Annotated in this window: 19 protein-coding genes; 8 read left to right on the top strand and 11 right to left on the bottom strand. The window is 72.1% G+C overall.

Annotated elements, in window-relative coordinates; all coding sequences use genetic code 11:
- The first annotated feature begins 26 nt into the window (after positions 1-26).
- From G3I77_RS24320 to G3I77_RS24310, 3 genes are read left to right on the top strand one after another with little or no spacing between them, the layout of a single operon-like run.
- Positions 27-1,628, top strand: coding sequence for an iron ABC transporter permease (locus G3I77_RS24320; protein ID WP_248507359.1), 1,602 nt, complete (start codon positions 27-29; stop codon positions 1,626-1,628).
- A complete protein-coding gene (locus tag G3I77_RS24315; protein WP_248507138.1) occupies positions 1,628-2,647 on the top strand; it encodes an ABC transporter ATP-binding protein in 1,020 nt (339 codons plus the stop codon). Before G3I77_RS24320 ends, G3I77_RS24315 begins: the two co-directional genes overlap by 1 nt.
- A gap of 25 nt (positions 2,648-2,672) precedes the next feature.
- Positions 2,673-3,470, top strand: coding sequence for a maleylpyruvate isomerase family mycothiol-dependent enzyme (locus G3I77_RS24310; RefSeq protein WP_248507136.1), 798 nt, complete (start codon positions 2,673-2,675; stop codon positions 3,468-3,470).
- A 59-nt stretch (positions 3,471-3,529) separates the two neighbouring features.
- Here G3I77_RS24310 and G3I77_RS24305 read toward each other — a convergent pair whose 3' ends face one another.
- The 7 genes from G3I77_RS24305 to G3I77_RS24275 all read right to left on the bottom strand — a co-directional run bounded on the left by G3I77_RS24305 (position 3,530) and on the right by G3I77_RS24275 (position 10,511).
- Positions 3,530-4,210: an LAETG motif-containing sortase-dependent surface protein gene (locus G3I77_RS24305; RefSeq protein WP_248507357.1), complete on the bottom strand. Its 681-nt coding sequence runs from the start codon at positions 4,208-4,210 to the stop codon at positions 3,530-3,532.
- A 155-nt stretch (positions 4,211-4,365) separates the two neighbouring features.
- On the bottom strand, positions 4,366-5,487 hold the full coding sequence (locus tag G3I77_RS24300) for an LOG family protein (RefSeq protein ID WP_248507135.1): 1,122 nt from the start codon (positions 5,485-5,487) through the stop codon (positions 4,366-4,368).
- Positions 5,488-5,511: 24 nt separating this feature from the next.
- A complete protein-coding gene (locus G3I77_RS24295) occupies positions 5,512-5,919 on the bottom strand; it encodes a VOC family protein (RefSeq protein WP_248507134.1) in 408 nt (135 codons plus the stop codon).
- Positions 5,920-6,033: 114 nt separating this feature from the next.
- The gene (locus tag G3I77_RS24290; RefSeq protein ID WP_248507133.1) at positions 6,034-7,653 is read right to left on the bottom strand and encodes a hypothetical protein; all 1,620 of its coding nucleotides are present in this window, start codon (positions 7,651-7,653) and stop codon (positions 6,034-6,036) included.
- The gene (locus G3I77_RS24285) at positions 7,635-8,384 is read right to left on the bottom strand and encodes an ABC transporter ATP-binding protein (protein ID WP_248507132.1); all 750 of its coding nucleotides are present in this window, start codon (positions 8,382-8,384) and stop codon (positions 7,635-7,637) included. Before G3I77_RS24285 ends, G3I77_RS24290 begins: the two co-directional genes overlap by 19 nt.
- 206 nt (positions 8,385-8,590) lie before the next feature.
- Entirely contained in the window at positions 8,591-9,952 is a 1,362-nt protein-coding gene (locus G3I77_RS24280) for an aspartate aminotransferase family protein (RefSeq protein ID WP_374386477.1), read from the bottom strand.
- A 19-nt stretch (positions 9,953-9,971) separates the two neighbouring features.
- Positions 9,972-10,511, bottom strand: a complete 540-nt coding sequence (locus tag G3I77_RS24275; protein WP_175435010.1) for an Lrp/AsnC family transcriptional regulator — start codon at positions 10,509-10,511, stop codon at positions 9,972-9,974.
- A 164-nt stretch (positions 10,512-10,675) separates the two neighbouring features.
- Between G3I77_RS24275 and G3I77_RS24270 the strand changes: the two genes are divergently transcribed.
- Entirely contained in the window at positions 10,676-12,115 is a 1,440-nt protein-coding gene (locus G3I77_RS24270) for a gamma-aminobutyraldehyde dehydrogenase (protein ID WP_248507131.1), read from the top strand.
- A 60-nt stretch (positions 12,116-12,175) separates the two neighbouring features.
- Here G3I77_RS24270 and G3I77_RS24265 read toward each other — a convergent pair whose 3' ends face one another.
- Positions 12,176-12,421 carry a hypothetical protein gene (locus tag G3I77_RS24265; RefSeq protein WP_374386472.1) on the bottom strand — a complete coding sequence of 82 codons (246 nt, stop codon included), beginning with the start codon at positions 12,419-12,421 and terminating at the stop codon, positions 12,176-12,178.
- A 145-nt stretch (positions 12,422-12,566) separates the two neighbouring features.
- Between G3I77_RS24265 and G3I77_RS24260 the strand changes: the two genes are divergently transcribed.
- A complete protein-coding gene (locus G3I77_RS24260) occupies positions 12,567-14,207 on the top strand; it encodes a sigma-70 family RNA polymerase sigma factor (RefSeq protein ID WP_248507130.1) in 1,641 nt (546 codons plus the stop codon).
- Here the strand turns inward: G3I77_RS24260 and G3I77_RS24255 are convergent.
- Both G3I77_RS24255 and G3I77_RS24250 read right to left on the bottom strand, forming a co-directional pair.
- Positions 14,152-14,877 carry a glycerophosphodiester phosphodiesterase gene (locus G3I77_RS24255; protein ID WP_248507128.1) on the bottom strand — a complete coding sequence of 242 codons (726 nt, stop codon included), beginning with the start codon at positions 14,875-14,877 and terminating at the stop codon, positions 14,152-14,154. The two genes, G3I77_RS24260 and G3I77_RS24255, sit on opposite strands and share 56 nt — an antisense overlap.
- Positions 14,874-15,935, bottom strand: a complete 1,062-nt coding sequence (locus tag G3I77_RS24250) for an adenosine deaminase (RefSeq protein ID WP_248507126.1) — start codon at positions 15,933-15,935, stop codon at positions 14,874-14,876. The genes G3I77_RS24255 and G3I77_RS24250 overlap by 4 nt, the downstream gene beginning before the upstream one ends.
- A gap of 216 nt (positions 15,936-16,151) precedes the next feature.
- Here G3I77_RS24250 and G3I77_RS24245 point away from each other — a divergent pair, with 216 nt between their 5' ends.
- Both G3I77_RS24245 and G3I77_RS24240 read left to right on the top strand, forming a co-directional pair.
- Positions 16,152-16,781, top strand: coding sequence for a DUF4190 domain-containing protein (locus G3I77_RS24245; protein WP_248507124.1), 630 nt, complete (start codon positions 16,152-16,154; stop codon positions 16,779-16,781).
- 69 nt (positions 16,782-16,850) lie between these two features.
- On the top strand, positions 16,851-17,315 hold the full coding sequence (locus G3I77_RS24240) for a DUF4190 domain-containing protein (protein WP_248507121.1): 465 nt from the start codon (positions 16,851-16,853) through the stop codon (positions 17,313-17,315).
- Positions 17,316-17,366: 51 nt separating this feature from the next.
- Here G3I77_RS24240 and G3I77_RS24235 read toward each other — a convergent pair whose 3' ends face one another.
- A complete protein-coding gene (locus G3I77_RS24235) occupies positions 17,367-17,942 on the bottom strand; it encodes an NADAR family protein (protein WP_248507119.1) in 576 nt (191 codons plus the stop codon).
- A gap of 200 nt (positions 17,943-18,142) precedes the next feature.
- On the opposite strand from G3I77_RS24235, the gene G3I77_RS24230 reads away from it, so the two are divergent.
- Entirely contained in the window at positions 18,143-19,678 is a 1,536-nt protein-coding gene (locus G3I77_RS24230) for a gamma-aminobutyraldehyde dehydrogenase (protein WP_248507117.1), read from the top strand.
- The last annotated feature ends 6 nt before the right edge of the window (positions 19,679-19,684 follow it).

The following is a 19,684-nucleotide window of genomic DNA, read 5'->3' as shown; positions in this document are numbered from 1 at the left end:
GGGGCGCGGCGGCGCGGTTCGGTCTGCTGGCCGCGCCCGTCGCGTTCTTCGCGGTCTTCTTCGCCTACCCCGTCGCCGCGATCGTCGCGCGCGGCCTGAAGGCCGACGGGACCTGGCACCTCGGGCGGATCGGGGAGGTGCTGGCGCAGTCCGACGTCCGGCACGTGCTGTGGTTCACCACCTGGCAGGCGCTGGCCTCCACCGCGCTCACACTGCTCGTCGCGCTGCCCGGCGCGTATGTCTTCGCGCGCTTCGACTTCCCCGGCAAGCAGGTCCTGCGGGCGGTGGTGACCGTCCCGTTCGTGCTGCCGACGGTCGTCGTCGGTACGGCGTTCCTGGCACTGGTGGGGCGGGGCGGGCTGCTCGACGAGCTGTGGGGCGTACGCCTGGACACCACCGTGTGGGCGATCCTGCTCGCGCACGTCTTCTTCAACTACGCGGTCGTCGTCCGGACCGTCGGCGGGCTCTGGGCGCAGCTCGACCCCCGGCAGGAGGAGGCCGCGCGGATGCTCGGGGCGTCCGGGCTGAAGGCCTGGCGGCAGGTCACACTGCCCGCCCTCGCCCCGGCCGTGGCCGCCGCCTCGCTCATGGTCTTCCTGTTCACCTTCACCTCCTTCGGTGTCGTGCAGATCCTCGGCGGGCCCACCTTCTCCACCCTGGAGGTGGAGATCTACCGGCAGACGTCGGAGATCTTCGACCTGTCCACGGCGGCCGTGCTGACCCTGATCCAGTTCGTCGCGGTGGGCGCGATCCTCGCCCTGCACGCCTGGAGCGTGCGGCGGCGGGAGACCGCGCTGCGGCTGGTGGACGCGTCCGTGACCGGGCGCCGGCCGCGCGGCGCGGGGCAGTGGGCGCTGCTGGGCGGGGTGCTCGTCACCGTCGCCGTGCTGCTCGTGCTGCCGCTGGCCGTGCTGGTGCAGCGGTCCCTGGGCGCGCCGGGCTTCGGCTACTACCGGGCGCTGACCAGCGAGGACGGGGGAGTGTTCCTGGTCCCGCCGATCGAGGCGATCGGCAATTCCCTGTCGTACGCCGTCGCCGCCACACTCATCGCCGTGGTGATCGGGGGTCTGGCCGCGGCAGCGCTCACCCGCCGGGACGCCGGGCGGTTCGTGCGCGGCTTCGACGCGCTGCTGATGCTGCCGCTCGGGGTGTCCGCGGTGACCGTCGGCTTCGGGTTCCTGATCGCCCTCGACGAGCCGCCGCTGGACCTCAGGTCCTCCTGGATCCTGGTGCCGCTCGCGCAGGCGCTGGTCGGGGTGCCGTTCGTGGTACGGACCATGCTGCCCGTGCTGCGGGCGGTGGACGCGCGGCTGCGGGAGACGGCCTCGGTGCTGGGGGCCTCGCCCTGGCGGGTGTGGCGGGAGGTGGACCTGCCGATGGTGCGGCGGGCGCTGCTGATCGCGGCCGGGTTCGCCTTCGCCGTGTCCCTCGGGGAGTTCGGCGCGACGGTGTTCATCGCACGGCCCGACCGGCCGACGCTGCCGGTGGCCGTGGCCCGGCTGCTCGGGCGGCCCGGTGACCTCAACTACGGCCAGGCGATGGCCCTTTCGACGATTCTCATGGTGGTGTGCGCGGTGGCCCTGCTGGTGCTGGAGAGGCTCCGTACGGACCGGACGGGGGAGTTCTGATGCTGCTCGCTCTGCAGGGCGCGACGGTCCGCTTCGGCGGGCGTGTCGTACTGGACGCCGTCGATCTGGAGGTCGCCGAGCACGAGATCGTGTGCGTGCTCGGACCCAGCGGCAGTGGCAAGTCGACCTTGCTGCGGGCTGTGGCCGGGCTGCAGCCGCTCGGCTCCGGGCGGGTGCTGCTCGACGGGCGCGACCAGGCGGGCGTGCCCGCGCACAGGCGCGGGGTCGGCCTGATGTTCCAGGACCACCAGTTGTTCCCGCAGCGCGACGTGGGCGGCAACGTGGCGTTCGGGCTGCGGATGCGCGGTGAGCCGAAGCGGCAACAGGTCGAGCGGGTCCAGGAGTTGCTGGACCTCGTGGGACTGCCGGGTGCGGGCCGCCGGGCCGTCGCCGCGCTGTCCGGCGGGGAGCAGCAGCGCGTCGCGCTGGCCCGGGCCCTCGCACCGAGCCCCCGGCTGCTGATGCTGGACGAGCCGCTGGGGCAGCTCGACCGGTCGCTGAGGGAGCGGCTGGTCGTCGAACTGAGGGAACTGTTCGGTCGGTTGGGCACGACCGTGCTCGCCGTGACCCACGACCAGGGGGAGGCCTTCGCGCTGGCCGACCGGGTCGTGGTGATGCGGGACGGGCGGATCGCCCAGTCCGGTACGCCCCTTGAGGTGTGGCAGCGGCCCGCCGACGCGTTCGTCGCCCGCTTCCTCGGCTTCGAGAACGTGGTCGAGGCGACGGTCGGGGCCGAGGCCGCGGACACGCCGTGGGGCAAGGTGCCGGTGCCGGAGGGCGCCCCGCAGGGCACACGGACCCTGCTGGTGCGGCCCGCCGGAGTGCGCCTGGTGTCCGCCGACTCGGGCCTGCGCTGCACGGTGACCGCGCGCACCTTCAAGGGCACCCATGTCGCCGTGCGCCTCCAGCCTCAGGACGCCCCGCACCTGGAGGCGGCGTGCGCGCTGCGGGCGGCGCCGGAGGCCGGGGACGAGGTGGGCGTGGAGTTCGACGCGGCCGAAATCGTGGTGCTCGACTGATCGGCTGCCGCTTAAGGTGCGGGGCATGACGCTGCTCGCACATGATCGCTACTGCGATGAAATCGCCCACCAGGTCGCTCAGTTGAGAAGCGTGGTGACGTCCGGCGCCGAGCTGTCCGGCACGGTGCCGACCTGCCCGGACTGGTCGCTGGAGGACCTGGTCCGGCACATGGGCCGTGCCCTGCGCTGGGTGGAGTTCATCGTGCGGACCCGGGCCCAGGAGGAGGTGCCCGAGGAGCGGGTGCCGGGCTTCGCCGGGCCCGGGGCCCGGGGTGACGCCGCCGCACTGGACGCGTGGCTGGCGGAGAGCGGCGAGCAGGCCGTCGCGTCGCTGCGGGAGGCCGGGCCGGACACGAAGGTGTGGAGCTGGGCGGGCGTCCTCAACTCCGGTTTCTGGGCCCGCCGGATGACGCACGAGATCACCGTGCACCGCGCGGACGCCACCCTCGCCGCGGGACTGCCCTACGAGGTCGCGCCCGAGGTGGCCGCCGACGCGATCGATGAGTGGCTGCAGATCGTGGAGTTCGTGCAGCGGACCGTGCCGCACGACGAGGTGAGCGAGCTGCGCGGCCCGGGCCGCACCATCCATCTGCACGCCACCGACACCGGACCCGGCTTCGACGCCGAGTGGCTCGTCGAACTCACCGAGGACGGGGTCACCTGGCGCAGGGGCCACGAGAAGGCCACGGTCGCCCTGCGCGGACCGCTCACGTCCGTGCTGCTCGCGTTCTACCGCCGGCTGCCCCTGGACGCCCGGGAACTGGAAGTGCTCGGCGACCGGGAGCTGCTGGAGTTCTGGCTGCGGCGGGCGACGTTCGGGTGAGACGGGACGTGGCCCGCCCCCGGATCAGGGGACGGGCCACGTCACGTGGTGCGCAGGCGTCAGCTGTCGTTGTTCGCCCCGCGACGGCGCATGCCGAAGAACACCGCACCGCCACCGACGACGACCAGGGCCGCCGCGATGCCGGCGATGATGCCGGTGTTGGAGTTGGCACCGGTCTCGGCGAGGTTGGAGTCACCGGCCGGGGCGGGCGCGTTGGCCGCCGGCGAGGTGCTCTGGCTCTCCGACGGCTCCGGAGCCGGGGTCTCGGTCTCCTCGGCCGGCTTCGACGGGGAGGCCGAAGGCGTCGGCGTCGCCGGGGGAGTCGAAGCCGGGGGCTCCTCCTCCTTCTTGCAGGCCGTGGCCGGGGTGACGAGGTTCGGCTTGATGTCCTCGTCGACGTAGCCGGCGGCCTTGACGTGGATGCGGTACTCGGCGTTCGGCTTCCACTTCTCGGCGAAGGTGATGGTGGTGCCCTCGCGCGAGCCCTTGACCACCTGCTCGCCGATCTTCTTCACGTCGGCGCCGTTGTTCTCGAGGTACACGGTGACCGTCGCCGGGATGCCGGCGGGGTCCACGTCGGTGACGGTGATGACGCCCTTGTCGCCGTCGCACTTCGCCTCGGCGGAGAACTCGCTGATGTCGCAGGCGAGCGCGTTGCCGGCGGTGCCGAGCGCGAGCGCGGCCGAGGCGGAGACGACACCGAGGACGCGCACGGCACGTGCGCGGCGGGATACGGACAGAACTGCCACGTTTGTCCTTTACAGGATTGCTAAAGCGGGGGGCTGAGGCAGTGTTGACTGAACATCAGCACTACCGTGAGGCTCACAGGTCTATAAGCGCTGCATAAGTAGTGTCAACGCATATGCAGCTTGCAAGCACTTGCTTTGCCTTCTTATTAACCACCGAGACGTTTCAACGCCGCCGGCGCCTCCTCGATCCGCTCGACCAGCGCGATGCGCGCCTCCATCGAACGTCCCCCGGCGAGCGACCGGAGCAGCGGCCACGCGGGCAGCTTCTCCGTCCAGTGCACGCGGTTCACCAGCACCATCGGCGTCGGCTCGCCGCGCGACTCGTAGTAGTTGGGCGTCGCGTTGTCGAAGATCTCCTGTACCGTCCCGGCGGCGCCCGGCAGGAACACCACACCCGCGTTGGACCGGGCCAGCAGGCCGTCCTCGCGGGTGGCGTTGGCGAAGTACTTGGCGATGTGGGAGGCGAAGGCGTTCGGGGGCTCGTGGCCGTAGAACCAGGTCGGGATGCCCACCGAACGGCCACCCTGCGGCCAGCGGGCGCGTATCTCGAGGGCGGCCGAGGCCCACTGGGTGATCGACGGGGTGAAGTGCGGTGTCTTGCCGAGGAGTTCGAGCGACTCGGTGAGCATCTCGTCGTCGAACGGGGCGGCGTACGCGCCGAGATTCGCGGCCTCCATGGCGCCCGGGCCGCCGCCGGTGGCGATCGTGAAGCCGGCGAGGGCCAGCTCCCGGCCGAGCCGTGCGGCGCCGGCGTACTCCTCGGTGCCGCGGGCCATCGCGTGGCCGCCCATGACGCCCACGACCCGGGCGCCGGACAGGAGTTCGTCGAGCGCGTCCGATACGGAGTCGTCGTGGACCGAACGGAGCATGGACGCGTAGATGTCGCGGTCCGCCTTCGTGCGCTGGAACCAGGCGTAGGCGAGGGCGTCGGGCGTGGCCTCGTAGCCGTCGGCCAGCGACGCGAAGAGTTCGTCCGGCGAGTAGACCAGGCCGCGGTACGGGTCGAACGGCAGGCCCGGGACCGGCGGGAAGACCTGGGCGCCGTCACCGCGGACCTTCGAGGCCGCGTCCTCGCGCATCACGCAGCCGAGGAAGACGGCGCCCGCGGTGTCCGTGGCGAGCAGTTCGCGCGTACGGTCCGTCAGATCGACGGCCTGGACGCGGTGTCCGGCGAGGGTGCCGCGCGCCGAGACGGTCGCGTCGAACTCCTCGAGGGTCTCTATCTCACGGTCGTCGTGGTGGGCCGCATGGGCGGGCATCGTCTGCACCCGCCCATGCTGGCACAGCGCATCTCAGCCCTCGACGGCCGCGGGGTCCATCCACACGACCTCGAAGGTGTGGCCGTCCACGTCGTCGAAGGCGCGGCCGTACATGAAGCCGTGGTCCTGGGTCTCGCCCGAGACGGAACCGCCCGCCGCGACCGCCTTCTCGACCAGCTCGTCGACCTTCTCGCGGCTCTCGGCGCTCAGTGCGACCAGCACCTCGCTGGTCGTCGTCGAGTCCGCGATCTCCTTCTTCGTGAACTGGGAGTACTTGTCCTTGGTGTGCACCATCACCACGATGGTCTCGCTGATGACGACCGAGGCGGTCGTGTCGTCGCTGAACTGCTCGTTGATCGTGAAGCCCAGCTCCGTGAAGAACTTCTTCGAGGCGCCGAGGTCGCCGGTGCACAGGTTCACGAAGATCATCTGCTGGTACATGTGAGGTCTCTCCCATCAAGTCCGTGTCGTTACGCGGGATAGACCGGGCGCCGGTCCGGAACTCATCGCCGTACGGAGATTTTTCTCGTACGAGTTTTCCGGCGGCCGCGCGGCTCAGCGTGCCAGGGGCAGCGCCGCCAGTTCCGCGACCGTCAGGGCGAGCGGACCGAACAGGGCGAGCAGCGCGCCCGCGCGGAGAGCGGCGGCGCTGCGCAGCATCGTGGCGGGGGCGCCGAGGCGCAGCAGTGCGGCGGTGGTGCCGGCGCGGGACTGCCGGGCCTCGACGGCGGCCGTGAGGAGCGTCGCCGTGGTGCAGCCGGCCACGACGAGCACGCCGAGGGTGGTGAGCGGGCCCAGCGCGAGTCCGTCCGGGGCGTGCAGCAGCGCCATGGCCCACGCGGCGGACAGGACCGCGCAGACGACGCCCAGGGGACGTCCGATGCGGACGGCCTCCGCCATGAGGATGCGGCCGGCCAGGAGCCGCAGGGCGCCGGGGCGGGCCGACTGGAGCAGCCGTCCGCACAGGTGGGTCAGGCCCGGCCCGGCCAGGGCCAGGCCGACGGCGGCCAGCGCCCAGCCCGCCATCACGCCGGGGGACGCGCCGGAGAAGGAGAGGTCGGGTGCTGTGGGGGCGGTGCGGCTCGTGTAGCTCTCCACGGCGAGGCCCGCGGCCAGCAGGGTGATGCCCCACGGGAGACCGGAGGGGGCGGCGATGGTGTCCGGCAGGGCCGCGTCGGGGGCTGAGTCGTCGTCGGCGGTGCTCGGTGCCGCGGCGGGCGAGTCAGGGTGCTGTGCCAGGGCCCCGGCGGGGCTGATGGCGCCGGCCGCGTCCGGCGCCGCCGCGCGCGGGCTGAGCCACCGGGCGGGATCGCCGGCCGGGCCCTTCTCGCCCGTCGCCTCCGGTGAGGCCGGGTGCGGGGCGCCGGGCCCAGTGACGTCCACGCCCCGGTCCATGGCGCCCGGGTGCGCCCCGGGCAGGTGAGCGGGGTCCGCGACCGCGCTCACGGTCCCGCCGGGACCCGCGACCGCCGCCGAGGCCGACCCGCTCGTCCGGGCCGCCGGCGGGCCGCTCTTCGCGGCGGGCCCGGCGGGACGGCCGTCCGCCGGCCGGATGATCTGCCGGCCGAACCGGCCGTACGCCCCGAAGGTCTCGCGGGTGCTGGTGCGCCGGTAGGCGCCGAAGCGGCCGTACATCCGGCCAGCCCGGGGCCCGGCGGGCCTCGCCTCGCGCGGCCGCAGGGCCAGCGCCACCGCCACCGACGCGCCGACGGGCACGAGCGCCAGCAGGGTCAGGGCGCCCGGCAGCGGGAGGGGCCGGCCCGCGGCGAGGGACTCGGCGGCGACGCCGTCGAAGGGCATGCCCGTCACGTCGCCCCGCAGGTGCAGGAAGACGAGCAGGGCCAGCATCGAGCCCAGCGTGCCGGACAGGGCCGTCGTCGTCGCCGACACGGCCATCATGCGCACCGGGCCGAGACCGATCGCCGAGAGGCCCGCGCGGGGCTTGGTGCCGGGGTCGGTACGGGCCACCGCGACCGCGAAGTACACCGTGGCGGCCAGCGGGGCCGCGCACCAGGCCAGCCGCAGCGCGGCGGCGCCGGGGGAGCCGGGGTGGCCCAGCGCGTAGCCCAGGGCGCAGAGCAGCAGGAAGCCCGTGCCCGCCGAGGCCGCCGCGACCATCAGGCGGCGCAGCTGGACGGCGGGGTGGGCGCCGCGGGTCAGACGGAGAGCGAGCACGCGGCCCGGCCTTCCGGCTCGCTGGTCTCGGCGACCGGCGGCAGGTGCACCGTCTGCACGCGCCGCCCGTCGAGCAGGGACACCGTGCGGTCGGCGAGGGCCGCGGTCTCCGCGTCGTGGGTGGCCAGGACGACGGTGATGCGGTGGGAGCGGGCCGCCGTGGTGAGGGTGCGCAGCACATGGGCGCGGTCGGCCCGGTGCAGCGGCGCCGTGGGCTCGTCGGCGAACAGGACCGAGGGCGCGGGGGCGAGGGCGCGGGCGATGCAGACCCGCTGACGCTCGGCCTGCACCAGCTGGTGCGGCCGTTTGCGGGCGCTGTCGCCGATGTCCAGGCGCTCCAGCCACTCCAGGGCCGCGGTCTTGGCGCGGCGCCGGCTGGTGCCGCGCAGCATCAGCGGCAGGGCGGTGTTCTCCCAGGCGTTGAGCTCCGGGACCAGGGCGGGGGACGGGTCGATCCAGCCGAAGCGGTCGCGGCGCAGCCGCTCGCGGGTGAGGGGGCCCATGGTGTGGACGGGCACGCTGTTGAACCAGACCTCGCCGCGGCGGACGGGCACCATGCCGGACAGGCATCGCAGCAGGGTCGTCTTGCCGCTGCCGCGCGGTCCGCCGATGGCGAGGATCTCGCCCTCGCGCACGCCGAGCGAGACGCCGCAGAGCGCGGGCGAGCCGTCGTCGTGCTGGAAGTGCAGGGCGCGTGCCCAGAGCACGTCGTTGTCCGGCGGGGCCTCCATGCGCGTACACCTCGGTTCAGATCCGTAGTTCCCGTGCCATCCCCCGTGCGGGGGAACGAAGGCAGGGCCGATCGGTCACTGGGCACGCTAGGCAGTAGGCGGCGGGACGCCGGACAGCACGCGGCCCCGGGCCGCCGTTTCTCACTCGAACGGGCGGCACCGGGGCCGGTGTTGATCATCCAGGAAGACGATCTGAGCGACGGGCGTCAGAGCTTCGTCCACGCCTCCGTGAGGGTGGCGCGCAGGATCTGCTCGATCTCGTCGAACGTCGACTGGTCGGAGATCAGCGGCGGGGCGAGCTGGACGACCGGGTCGCCGCGGTCGTCGGCGCGGCAGTACAGGCCGTTGTCGTACAGCGCCTTGGAGAGGAAGCCGTACAGGACGCGCTCGGTCTCCTCGTCGTTGAAGGACTCCTTGGTGTGCTTGTCCTTCACCAGCTCGATGCCGTAGAAGAAGCCGTTGCCGCGGACGTCGCCGACGATCGGCAGGTCGTGGAGCTTCTCCAGGGTGGCGCGGAAGTTGCCCTCGTTGTCCAGCACGTGCTGGTTGAGGTTCTCGCGCTCGAACAGGTCGAGGTTGGCCAGGCCCACGGCCGCGGAGACCGGGTGGCCGCCGAAGGTGTAGCCGTGCAGGAAGGTGTTGTCGCCCGTGTAGAACGGTTCGGCCAGGCGGTCGGAGATGATGCAGGCGCCGATCGGGGAGTAGCCCGAGGTCATGCCCTTGGCGCAGGTGATCATGTCCGGCACGTAGTCGAACTTGTCGCAGGCGAAGTACGTGCCCAGCCGGCCGAAGGCACAGATGACCTCGTCCGAGACGAGCAGCACGTCGTACTGGTCGCAGATCTCGCGGACCCGCTGGAAATAGCCGGGCGGGGGCGGGAAGCAGCCGCCCGCGTTCTGCACGGGCTCCAGGAAGACCGCGGCGACCGTGTCCGGGCCCTCGAAGAGGATCTGCTGCTCGATCTGGTCGGCGGCCCAGCGGCCGTAGGCCTCCGGGTCGTCGCCGTGGATCGGGGCGCGGTAGATGTTGGTGTTCGGGACCTTGTGCGCACCCGGGACCAGCGGCTCGAAGGGGGCCTTCAGGGCCGGCAGGCCGGTGATGGACAGGGCGCCCTGGGGCGTGCCGTGGTAGGCGACCGCGCGTGAGATGACCTTGTGCTTGGTGGGCTTGCCGGTCAGCTTGAAGTACTGCTTGGCGAGCTTCCAGGCGGTCTCGACCGCCTCACCGCCGCCGGTGGTGAAGAAGACCTTGTTCAGGTCGCCCGGGGCGTGGTGCGCGAGGCGCTCGGCCAGCTCGACGGCCTTGGGATGGGCGTAGGACCACACCGGGAAGAACGCGAGCTCCTGCGCCTGCTTGAAGGCGGTCTCGGCGAGCTCGACCCGGCCGTGCCCGGCCTGCACCACGAAGAGGCCGGCGAGGCCGTCCAGGTAGCGCTTGCCCTTGTCGTCGTAGATGTACGTGCCCTCGCCCCGGACGATGGTGGGAACGGGGGCCTTCTCGTACGACGACATGCGCGTGAAGTGCATCCACAGGTGGTCGTACGCGGTCTGGGAGAGGTCCTTGCTCACGGCTATCGGGTCCTCACGATTATCGGGTTCCCCACATGTAGGTCTGCTTCTTGAGCTTGAGGTAGACGAAGCTCTCGGTGGAGCGCACTCCGGGCACCGCCCGTATGCGTTTGTTGATGACGTCCAGGAGGTGGTCGTCGTCCTCGCAGACGATCTCCACCATCAGGTCGAAGGAACCCGCGGTCATCACCACGTACTCGCATTCGGACATCGCCGACAGCGCGTCCGCGACCGACTCCACGTCGCCCTCCACGTTGACGCCGACCATCGCCTGTCTGCGGAAGCCCACGGTGAGCGGGTCCGTGACGGCGACGATCTGCATCACGCCCTGGTCGAGCAGCTTCTGGACGCGCTGGCGCACGGCCGCCTCCGACAGGCCCACGGCCTTGCCGATGGCGGCGTACGGCCGGCGGCCGTCCTCCTGGAGCTGCTCGATGATGGCGAGGGAGACGGCGTCCAGCTGCGGCGAGCTGCCGTTCCTGGACTCGCGGGAGGGCTCGCGGGGCTCCCGCGACCCCTTCTGGTCTGCGCTTCGACTGGCCACGAGGTCACTGTGCACGAGGTCTCGACACTTCCGCAAGCCTCGATCGATGAAATCCGTTGTTTCGGTAGCCCAGTCCTGCGGATTCCGCACGATCGAAGGGAGCGGGGGTGTTGAAAACGTGGGTCGGCGGACTAGGGTGGGTGTCTCAAGTACTGGACATCCGAACTGGAGGGCCGGCAGTGAGCACCGAGCTGCGTCGCTTGCGCAACTACATCGGCGGTGAGTTCCGGGACGCCGCCGACGGACGGACCACCGAGGTGGTCAATCCCGCGACGGGCGAGGCGTACGCGACCGCTCCGCTGTCCGGGCAGGCGGACGTGGACGCCGCGATGGCGGCGGCCGCCGAGGCCTTTCCCGGCTGGCGCGACACCACGCCCGCCGAGCGCCAGAAGGCCCTGCTGAAGATCGCGGACGCCTTCGAGGAGCGCGCCGAGGAGCTGATCGCGGCCGAGGTGGAGAACACGGGCAAGCCCATCGGGCTGACCCGCTCCGAGGAGATCCCGCCGATGGTCGACCAGATCCGCTTCTTCGCGGGCGCGGCGCGGATGCTGGAGGGCCGCTCGGCCGGTGAGTACATGGAGGGCCTGACCTCCATCGTGCGCCGGGAGCCGGTCGGCGTCTGCGCGCAGGTCGCGCCGTGGAACTACCCGATGATGATGGCCGTGTGGAAGTTCGCCCCGGCGATCGCGGCGGGCAACACCGTCGTGCTGAAGCCGTCCGACACCACCCCGGCCTCGACGGTCCTCATGGCCGAGATCATCGGCTCGATCGTCCCCAAGGGCGTCTTCAACGTCATCTGCGGCGACCGCGAGACCGGCCGCATGATGGTCGAGCACGAGACCCCGGCGATGGCCTCCATCACCGGCTCGGTGCGTGCCGGCATCCAGGTCGCGGAGTCCGCCGCCAAGGACGTCAAGCGCGTCCACCTGGAGCTGGGCGGCAAGGCCCCGGTCGTGGTCTTCGAGGACACCGACATCGCGAAGGCCGTCGAGGACATCTCGGTCGCCGGCTACTTCAACGCCGGCCAGGACTGCACCGCCGCCACGCGCGTGCTCGTCCACGAGTCCATCCACGACGAGTTCGTCTCCGCGCTGGCGAAGGCCGCCTCCGAGACCAAGACCGGACAGCCGGACGACGAGGACGTGCTGTTCGGCCCGCTCAACAACCCCAACCAGCTCAAGCAGGTCGAGGGCTTCATCGACCGGCTGCCCGCGCACGCGCGCGTGGAGGCCGGCGGCAAGCGGGTCGGCGACAAGGGCTACTTCTACGCGCCGACCGTCGTCTCGGGCCTGAAGCAGACCGACGAGATCATCCAGAAGGAGGTCTTCGGCCCGGTCATCACCGTGCAGTCGTTCTCCGACGAGCAGCAGGCGGTGGAGTGGGCCAACGGCGTCGAGTACGCGCTGGCCTCCTCCGTGTGGACCAAGGACCACGGCCGGGCCATGCGGATGTCCAAGAAGCTCGACTTCGGCTGTGTGTGGATCAACACGCACATCCCGCTGGTCGCCGAGATGCCCCACGGCGGCTTCAAGAAGTCCGGCTACGGCAAGGACCTCTCGGGGTACGGCTTCGACGACTACACGCGGATCAAGCACGTGATGACGTCGCTGGACGCGTAAGCGGACCCGACACCGCAGAGCGGCCCCGGACGGCTTCATCCGTCCGGGGCCGTCGCGTGCTCAGGTGTTGTTCGCGCTGGACGGACCGAAGAACTCGATCTCCGCGATGATGACCTGCTTCTTCCCCGAGATGCCGTAGGCGGACTCGATGGTGAAGCGGACGGCGCTGACCTCGCCGACGCGGAAGGCGCGCCGCTGCGGGCCCGTTCCCTGGTCGAGCGTCAGCCGGCGGGTCGTGGTCCGGCCGTCCTTGCCGGTGATCGTGGCCAGGATGCGGTGCGGCGGCGCCGACCCCCTCCCGAACATGATCAAAAGGCGCCGGGGGCAAAAAGTGTTATCGCCCGCCCTTCACGCCGTCTCCACCATGTGATCTCCGACATGGCGAGGACCCCGGGACCGGCTGAGAGGGTGCGTGCGGAACATCAGTGAACCCAGGCGTCGAGAGGCCACCGTGGACAGTCAGGACTGGCGTGCCGTCATCACGGCGGCGCAGGCCGGCGACCGGCGGGCGCTGGACGAACTGGTCGCGGGCTGGCTGCCGCTGGTCTACAACATCGTGGGCCGGGCCCTGAACGGGCACGCCGACGTCGACGACGTCGTGCAGGAGACCATGCTGCGCGCGGTCGGTCACCTCGGCTCGCTGCGCGACCCGGACAGCTTCCGGTCCTGGCTGGTGGCGATCGCCATGCGGCAGATCCGCGACCGGGCCCGGCACCGGACCCCGGACCGGCTGGAGGAGGCTGCGGCCTCCGACTTCGCCGAACTGACCGTGCTGCGGCTCCAGTTGGAGGGGCAGCGGCGCGAGGTCGCCGAGGCGGTGCGGTGGCTCGACGACGAGGACCGGCAACTGCTGTCGCTGTGGTGGCTGGAAGTCGCGGGCGAACTGACCCGGCGCGAACTGGCCGCCGCCGTGGGCATCACCCGGCAGCACGCCGCCGTGCGCGTCCAGCGGATGAAGGAGCGCCTGGAGACCTCGCGCGGCATCGTCCGTGCCCTTGACGGCGCCTGCCCCGGCCTGCGGGAAGTGACCGGCCGGTGGAACGGCCGGCCCGACTCGGTGTGGCGCAAGCGGCTGGCCCGGCACATCCGCGGCTGCGGCTACTGCGGCGGCACCCGCGAGGCCGTCGTCCCGGCCGAACGCCTCCTGGCCGGCATCGCCCTCGTCCCGCTGCCCGTCGGGTTCACCCTGTCGCTCGCCTTCGGCGGCAAGACCGCGGCGGCCGCCACCTCGGCCGGCTGGTCCGCCAAGCTGCTCGGCGCGCTCACCAAGCCGGCCGTCGCGATGACGGCGGGCGCGACGATCGTCACGGGCGGCGCCTACGTCGTCACCCAGCCGCCGGACGCCCCGCCGCCCCGGGCCGCGGTCACCCCCACGGCCCCGGCCACCTCCGAACCCCCGCTGCCCTCCGCTCCGCCGACCCCCACCCCCAGGTCCTCGCCGCCGGCGACGAAGAAGACCGACCTCTACGGCACGGTCGTCGACGCCGTCGACCGCGCCCCCGACCCGAACGCCCGGCCCGCCGCCCTGCCGCGCCGCCCCGAGTCCGGCATCACCAGCACCGGCGGCCCGAGGGCCGTCATGCAGCACCGTGGCGACAGTGTGACGCTGAGCGGTCAGGGCTATGTCCTGGTCCGCTGGCAGATCTCGCCGCACGCCCGGCCCGGCGCGGTGGTCATGCCGACCTGGACCGGCCTGAAGGGCAGGCTGTTCCACGTGGCGTCCGGCGGCTGGCGCCGGATGGACGACCCGCTGCCCGGCGCCCCGAACGGCTACGCCACCGGCATGGGCGGACCGGACATCGGATACGCGGTGCTGCCGCCCGGCACCCAGCAGATGTGGCAGAACGAGTACTTCTACCTCGACGGCACCGTCACCCTCAACCAGAACGAACGGGGCTGCGACTACGGGATCGCCGTCTCCACGTCGAACCGGGACGCGGTGGTGAAGGACGTCAACGAGGGCCCCGCCGACGGCGCCATCCGCTACGGGCTCGTCCGCGACACCGGCACGGACGGCGCGCCGGTGCCGCAGTACGTCACGCGCGCGACCCCGGCCGATCCGGCGACGGTGCCGCAGCGCTCGCGCGTGTAGCGCACAGCACGTCGACGCGGTTCGTCGTGATCGAGTCCACGCCCGCCTGAAGCAGCCGTCGCATGGAGCGGCGCGTGTCGGGGGTCCAGACGGACAGCAGGTGGCCGTCGCGGTGCACGCGCTCGGCGAGAGGGCGGTCCACCAGGGAGAAGCGGTAGTTGAGCCAGCGCGGGCGGATCGCCTCCAGCAGGACGGGCCGGGGCGGGGCCAGCGTCGTCCAGGTGAGGGCGATCTCGGCGGCCGGATCCGCCGCGCGCACGGCGAGCATGGCGTCGGCGCCCGCGCAGTAGTAGACGCGGTCCGCCGCCCCCGCCTCCTGTACGACGCCCATGATCCGGCGCACCGCCCGCACGTCGGGCGACCCGGGCAGGTCGATCATCACCCGGTGCCCGTCGGTCGCGGTCAGCGCCTCGGCCAGGGCCGGCACCCCGCCGCCGGTCAGCCCGCGCACTTCCTCGAAGGACAGCGCGAGCACCGGCCGCTCGTGCTCCCAGAGCCGCTTGAGCGTCGCGTCGTGCAGCAGCACCGGCACGCCGTCCCGGGTGAGCCGTACGTCGATCTCCACCGCGTCCGCGCCCCGGCGCAGGGCGGAACGCAGCGAGGCGACGGTGTTCTCGCGGACGCGGTAGGGGTCGCCCCGGTGGGCCACGGCGACCGGGGCGGGCGTCACCGGGCGAGCCGCTGCGCGGTGTACGTGTCGATCTCGGCCGCGATCCGGGCCTTGCCCGCCGCGTCCAGGAAGGACGCCTCGACGGCGTTCTTCGCCAGTTCGGCCAGGCCCCGCTCGTCGAGGTCGAGCAGCCGGCCGGCGACCGCGTACTCGTTGTCGAGGTCGGTGCCGAACATCGGCGGGTCGTCGGAGTTGACGGTGACGACGACACCGGCCCGCACGAACTCCTTGATCGGGTGTTCGTCGAGGGTGCGGACGGCGCGGGTGGCGATGTTCGAGGTCGGGCACACCTCCAGCGGGATCCGGTGCTCGGCGAGGTGCGCGAGCAGCTCCGGGTCCCGCGCGGAGCTGGTGCCGTGCCCGATGCGCTCGGCCCGCAGGTGGGTCAGGGCGTCCCACACCGTCTGCGGGCCGGTCGTCTCGCCGGCGTGCGGTACGGAGTGCAGCCCGGCGGCGATCGCCCGGTCGAAGTACGGCTTGAACTGCGGCCGTTCCACGCCGACCTCGGGCCCGCCGAGACCGAAGGAGACCAGGCCCTCCGGGCGCAGCCGGTCGTCGGTGGCGAGCCGGGTCGTCTCCTCGGCGGCCTCCAGGCCCGCCTCGCCGGGGATGTCGAAGCACCAGCGCAGCACGGTCCCGAACTCGGCCTCGGCGGACTTGCGGGCGTCCTCGATGGCGTCCATGAAGGCCCGCTCGTCGATGCCGCGGCGGGTGGACGAGAAGGGCGTGATGGTCAGCTCGGCGTACCGCACCCGCTGCCGGGCCAGGTCCCGGGCCACCTCGTAGGTCAGCAGCCGGACGTCCTCCGGGGTGCGGATCAGGTCGACGACCGACAGGTACACGTCGATGAAGTGCGCGAAGTCGGTGAACGTGAAGTAGTCGGCCAGCGCCTCGGGGTCGGTCGGCACCTTCGAGTCGGGGTGCCGCGCGGCCAGTTCGGAGACGATCCGGGGGGAGGCGGATCCCACGTGGTGCACATGCAGTTCGGCCTTGGGCAGTTCCGCGATGAACGCCGCGAGGTCGCGCGGGGCGTGGGGGTCGACGAGATGCTGGGTCAAGGTTCCTCCCCGGAACGGCGCCGCTGCCGGCGTGAGGCGGGCGGGGCGCGGGTGATCGGCTGATCGATGACTCGGAATTCATCGTATGCGTGAGGTGCAGCGCCCTTCCTTCAGGGGCGCGGGGAACTGCGCGACCAGCCCCCACGCCCCCGCGCTGTGGCCCGCGCCGAACGGCCCCGTAGCATGACGGGACGATCGACCCAGGGGGGACGCACGATGACGGACGCGACGCAGCCCGACGGAGGCAGCCACGACCCGTGGGCGCCTCCGGAGAGCACGCCCTCGCTCGACAAGAACCAGACGCCGCAGCCGCCGTCCGTGCACGACCAGGCCACGGTCACCTCCATGCCGGGTTTCACCCCGCCCACCGGCACGCCGCAGTACGACCCGTCCGGCGCCGGCGCCGGCGCCGTCCCGCCCCCGCCCGCGGCTCCCACCGGCCCGGGAGCGCCCGGCGGCTACGGCTACCCCGGCTACCCGCAGGCCGGCTACGGCTGGCCCGGCATGCCCATGGCCCCGCAGAACGGCATGGGCGTCGCCGCGATGGTGCTCGGCATCATCTCCTGCACCCTCTTCTGCCTCTACGGCGTGGTCTCTCTGGTCACCGGCATCCTCGCCATCGTCTTCGGCATCAAGGGCCGCAAGCGCGCCGAGGCCGGAGTGGCCACCAACCACGGCCAGGCCCAGGCCGGTCTGATCATGGGCATCATCGGGGTCATCCTCGGCATCACGGTGATCGTCCTGATCGCCGTCGGCATCACGGCCGCGATCAACAGCGACGACTACGACGACGACCCGTACTACGGCACCCTCGGCCCGGTGGCCACCGCGCCGTCCCACCGCTGAAACAGGGCGTCTGTACGGCCGACTTGGCCATTACGATGCCTTGGTCTGACAACGGAGGGGAGTTCGTCCATGTCCAACATCAACCCGCCCCCGGGTGGTTTCGGCCCGCCCGCCCAGCCGCCGCAGCAGCCGGCCCCGGGATACGGCTATCCGCAGCAGCCCGGCCCGGGCTACGGCTACCCCCAGGGCAGCCCCGGCTACCCGGCCGCGCCGCCCGTGGCTTACCCGCAGGCGCCCGGCTACGGGATGCCCGCGCAGCCGAGCAACGGCATGGGAACCACGGGGCTGGTGCTGGGCATCATCGGCGTGGTCTGCAGCGTGACGTTCATCATGTGGTTCTTCGGCGTGATCCTGGGCATCTTGGCGATCATCTTCGGCGCCATCGGCCGCGGCAAGGCCACCCGCGGTGAGGCCACGAACAAGGGCGCGGCGACCGCGGGCCTGGTCTGCGGCATCATCGCCACCGTGATCCTGCCGCTGCTGGGCTTCCTGCTGTTCGCCGGCATCATGGGCGGGCTCGGCGCGGCGGCCTGAGCGGAGCTCCGAGGGCTCATGAGGGGCCGGTCCTCGGGACCGGCCCCTCGCTCATGCCCCGGTGGTCCGCAGCCGTGCCCGCGCCTCCATCAGCGCGAACCCCAGCAGATTCGGCCCCCGCCACCGCTCCGGATCGGCCGCCGCCTCGTCGTCCGCGGCCAGCCCGATGCCCCACACCCGGTCCACGGGGCTCGCCTCGACCAGCACCCGCTCACCCGTGCCCAGCAGGTACGCCAGCAGTTCGGGATGCGCACCGAACTTGTGGACGCTGCCGTCCACGACGATCCGGAACCGCTCCCGCCGCCAGACCGCCTCGTCGAACCCCCGCACCAGCCGCCCCGCCTTCTTCGCCTCGGCGGGATGCTCCGCGGCCAGTACGGCACGCTCCGCCGCCGGGTCCTCGAAGAGCCGGGCCTTGCCCGCCATCATCCAGTGCTCGGCCGTCGCGTACGCCACGCCGCCCACCATGAACGGCGCCGGCCACCACTGGCTCAGACAGCTCGGACCGATCCGGCCGTCCGGCCGCGGCCGGTGCCCCCAGAAGTGCAGATACGTGATCCTGGCCCCCGCGCGGACCGCCCTGATCAGGGCCTCCTGCGAGCCGACCGCCCCCGTGATCTTCTCCATGCACGCGAGTCTGGCACGCACCACTGACACAGCGTCCTGCCTTTTCGCGGCGAACTCGACACCTGGTCGACAGATTCCGTCGCGTAACCAAAAATCAACAACGGAATCACTTGTTGGAGTGGCATACCTCTGTCAGGATCGGCACTCAAATCGAGCCTGAGCCACGCCGGCCCCATCACGGGGACACGGAGGAGAGCGACATGCACAACCCGGGCACTGCCACCCCGGACCGATTTCCGGCCGAGGAGCGCTTCGCGGAAGGCGCGCAGTTCATCGCGGGCCGCCTGACCAGGGGCACCTCCGGTCGCACGCACGCGGTCGTCGACCCGGCCTCGGGCGAGGAGGTCCTCACCTACGAGCTGGCGGGCACGGCCGACGTCGACCGGGCCGTGGCCGCCGCCCGCGCGGCCTTCCCCGGCTGGGCGGGAACCACCCCCGGCGAGCGGTCCGACGCCCTGCACCGGTTCGCCGCGGTCCTCGCCGACCGGGCCGAGGACTTCGCCCGCGCCGAGTCGCTCCAGTGCGGCAAGCCGCTGAAGCTGACCCGCGAGTTCGACGTCCCCGGCACCATCGACAACGCCGCCTTCTTCGCCGGTGCCGCACGGCATCTGCAGGGGCAGTCCGCCGGTGAGTACTCCGGCGACCACACGTCGTACATCCGGCGCGAGCCCATCGGGGTCGTCGGGTCGATCGCGCCCTGGAACTACCCCCTCCAGATGGCCGCCTGGAAGATCCTCCCGGCGATCGCCGCGGGCAACACCATCGTCCTGAAGCCCGCCGAGCTCACCCCGCTGACCTCGCTGCTCTTCGCCCAGGCGGCCACGGACGCCGGGATCCCGGACGGCGTGATCAACATCGTCACCGGCACCGGCGGGGAGGCCGGCGAGCACCTCGTCGGCCACCCGGACGTGGCCATGACGTCCTTCACCGGCTCCACCGCCGTCGGCAAGCGCGTCGCCGAGGTCGCCACCGCCACCGTCAAGCGCCTCCACCTGGAGCTCGGCGGCAAGGCGCCCTTCGTGGTCTTCGACGACGCAGACCTGGAGGCCGCCGCCCACGGCGCGGTCGCGGCCTCCCTCATCAACACCGGGCAGGACTGCACGGCCGCCACGCGCGCGTACGTGCAGCGGCCCCTGTACGAGGCCTTCGTGGAACGGACCGCGGCGCTCATGGAGACGGTCCGGCTCGGTGACCCCTTCGCCGCCGGCACCGACCTCGGCCCGCTGATCTCGCACGTCCAGCGGGACCGGGTCGCCGGGTTCGTGGACCGGGCGCGGGCCTACGCGCGCGTGGTGACCGGCGGCGAGGCACCCGAGGGCGAGCTCGCCAAGGGCGCCTACTACCGGCCCACCCTCATCGCCGACGCGGCCCAGGACAGCGAGGTCGTCCAGTCGGAGATCTTCGGGCCGGTCCTGGTCGTGCTGCCCTTCGACACCGACGACGAGGGCCTCGCGCTCGCCAACGACACCCCGTACGGTCTCGCCGCCTCCGCCTGGAGCCGGGACGTGTACCGGGCGAACCGGGCCACGCGCGAGATCAAGGCCGGGTGCGTGTGGATCAACGACCACATCCCGATCATCAGCGAGATGCCACACGGCGGCTACAAGTCCTCCGGCTACGGCAAGGACATGTCCGCGTACTCGTTCGAGGAGTACACCCAGGTCAAGCATGTCATGTTCGACAACACCGCGGTGGCCGCGAAGGACTGGCACCGCACCGTCTTCGGGGACCGATAGTCGTAT

It is taken from the genome of Streptomyces sp. D2-8, assembly GCF_023184515.1.
Taxonomy (GTDB): Bacteria; Actinomycetota; Actinomycetes; order Streptomycetales; family Streptomycetaceae; genus Streptomyces.
The sequence above is the reverse complement of the archived record's forward strand: the minus strand, read 5'-3'. Positions and strand labels throughout refer to the sequence as shown.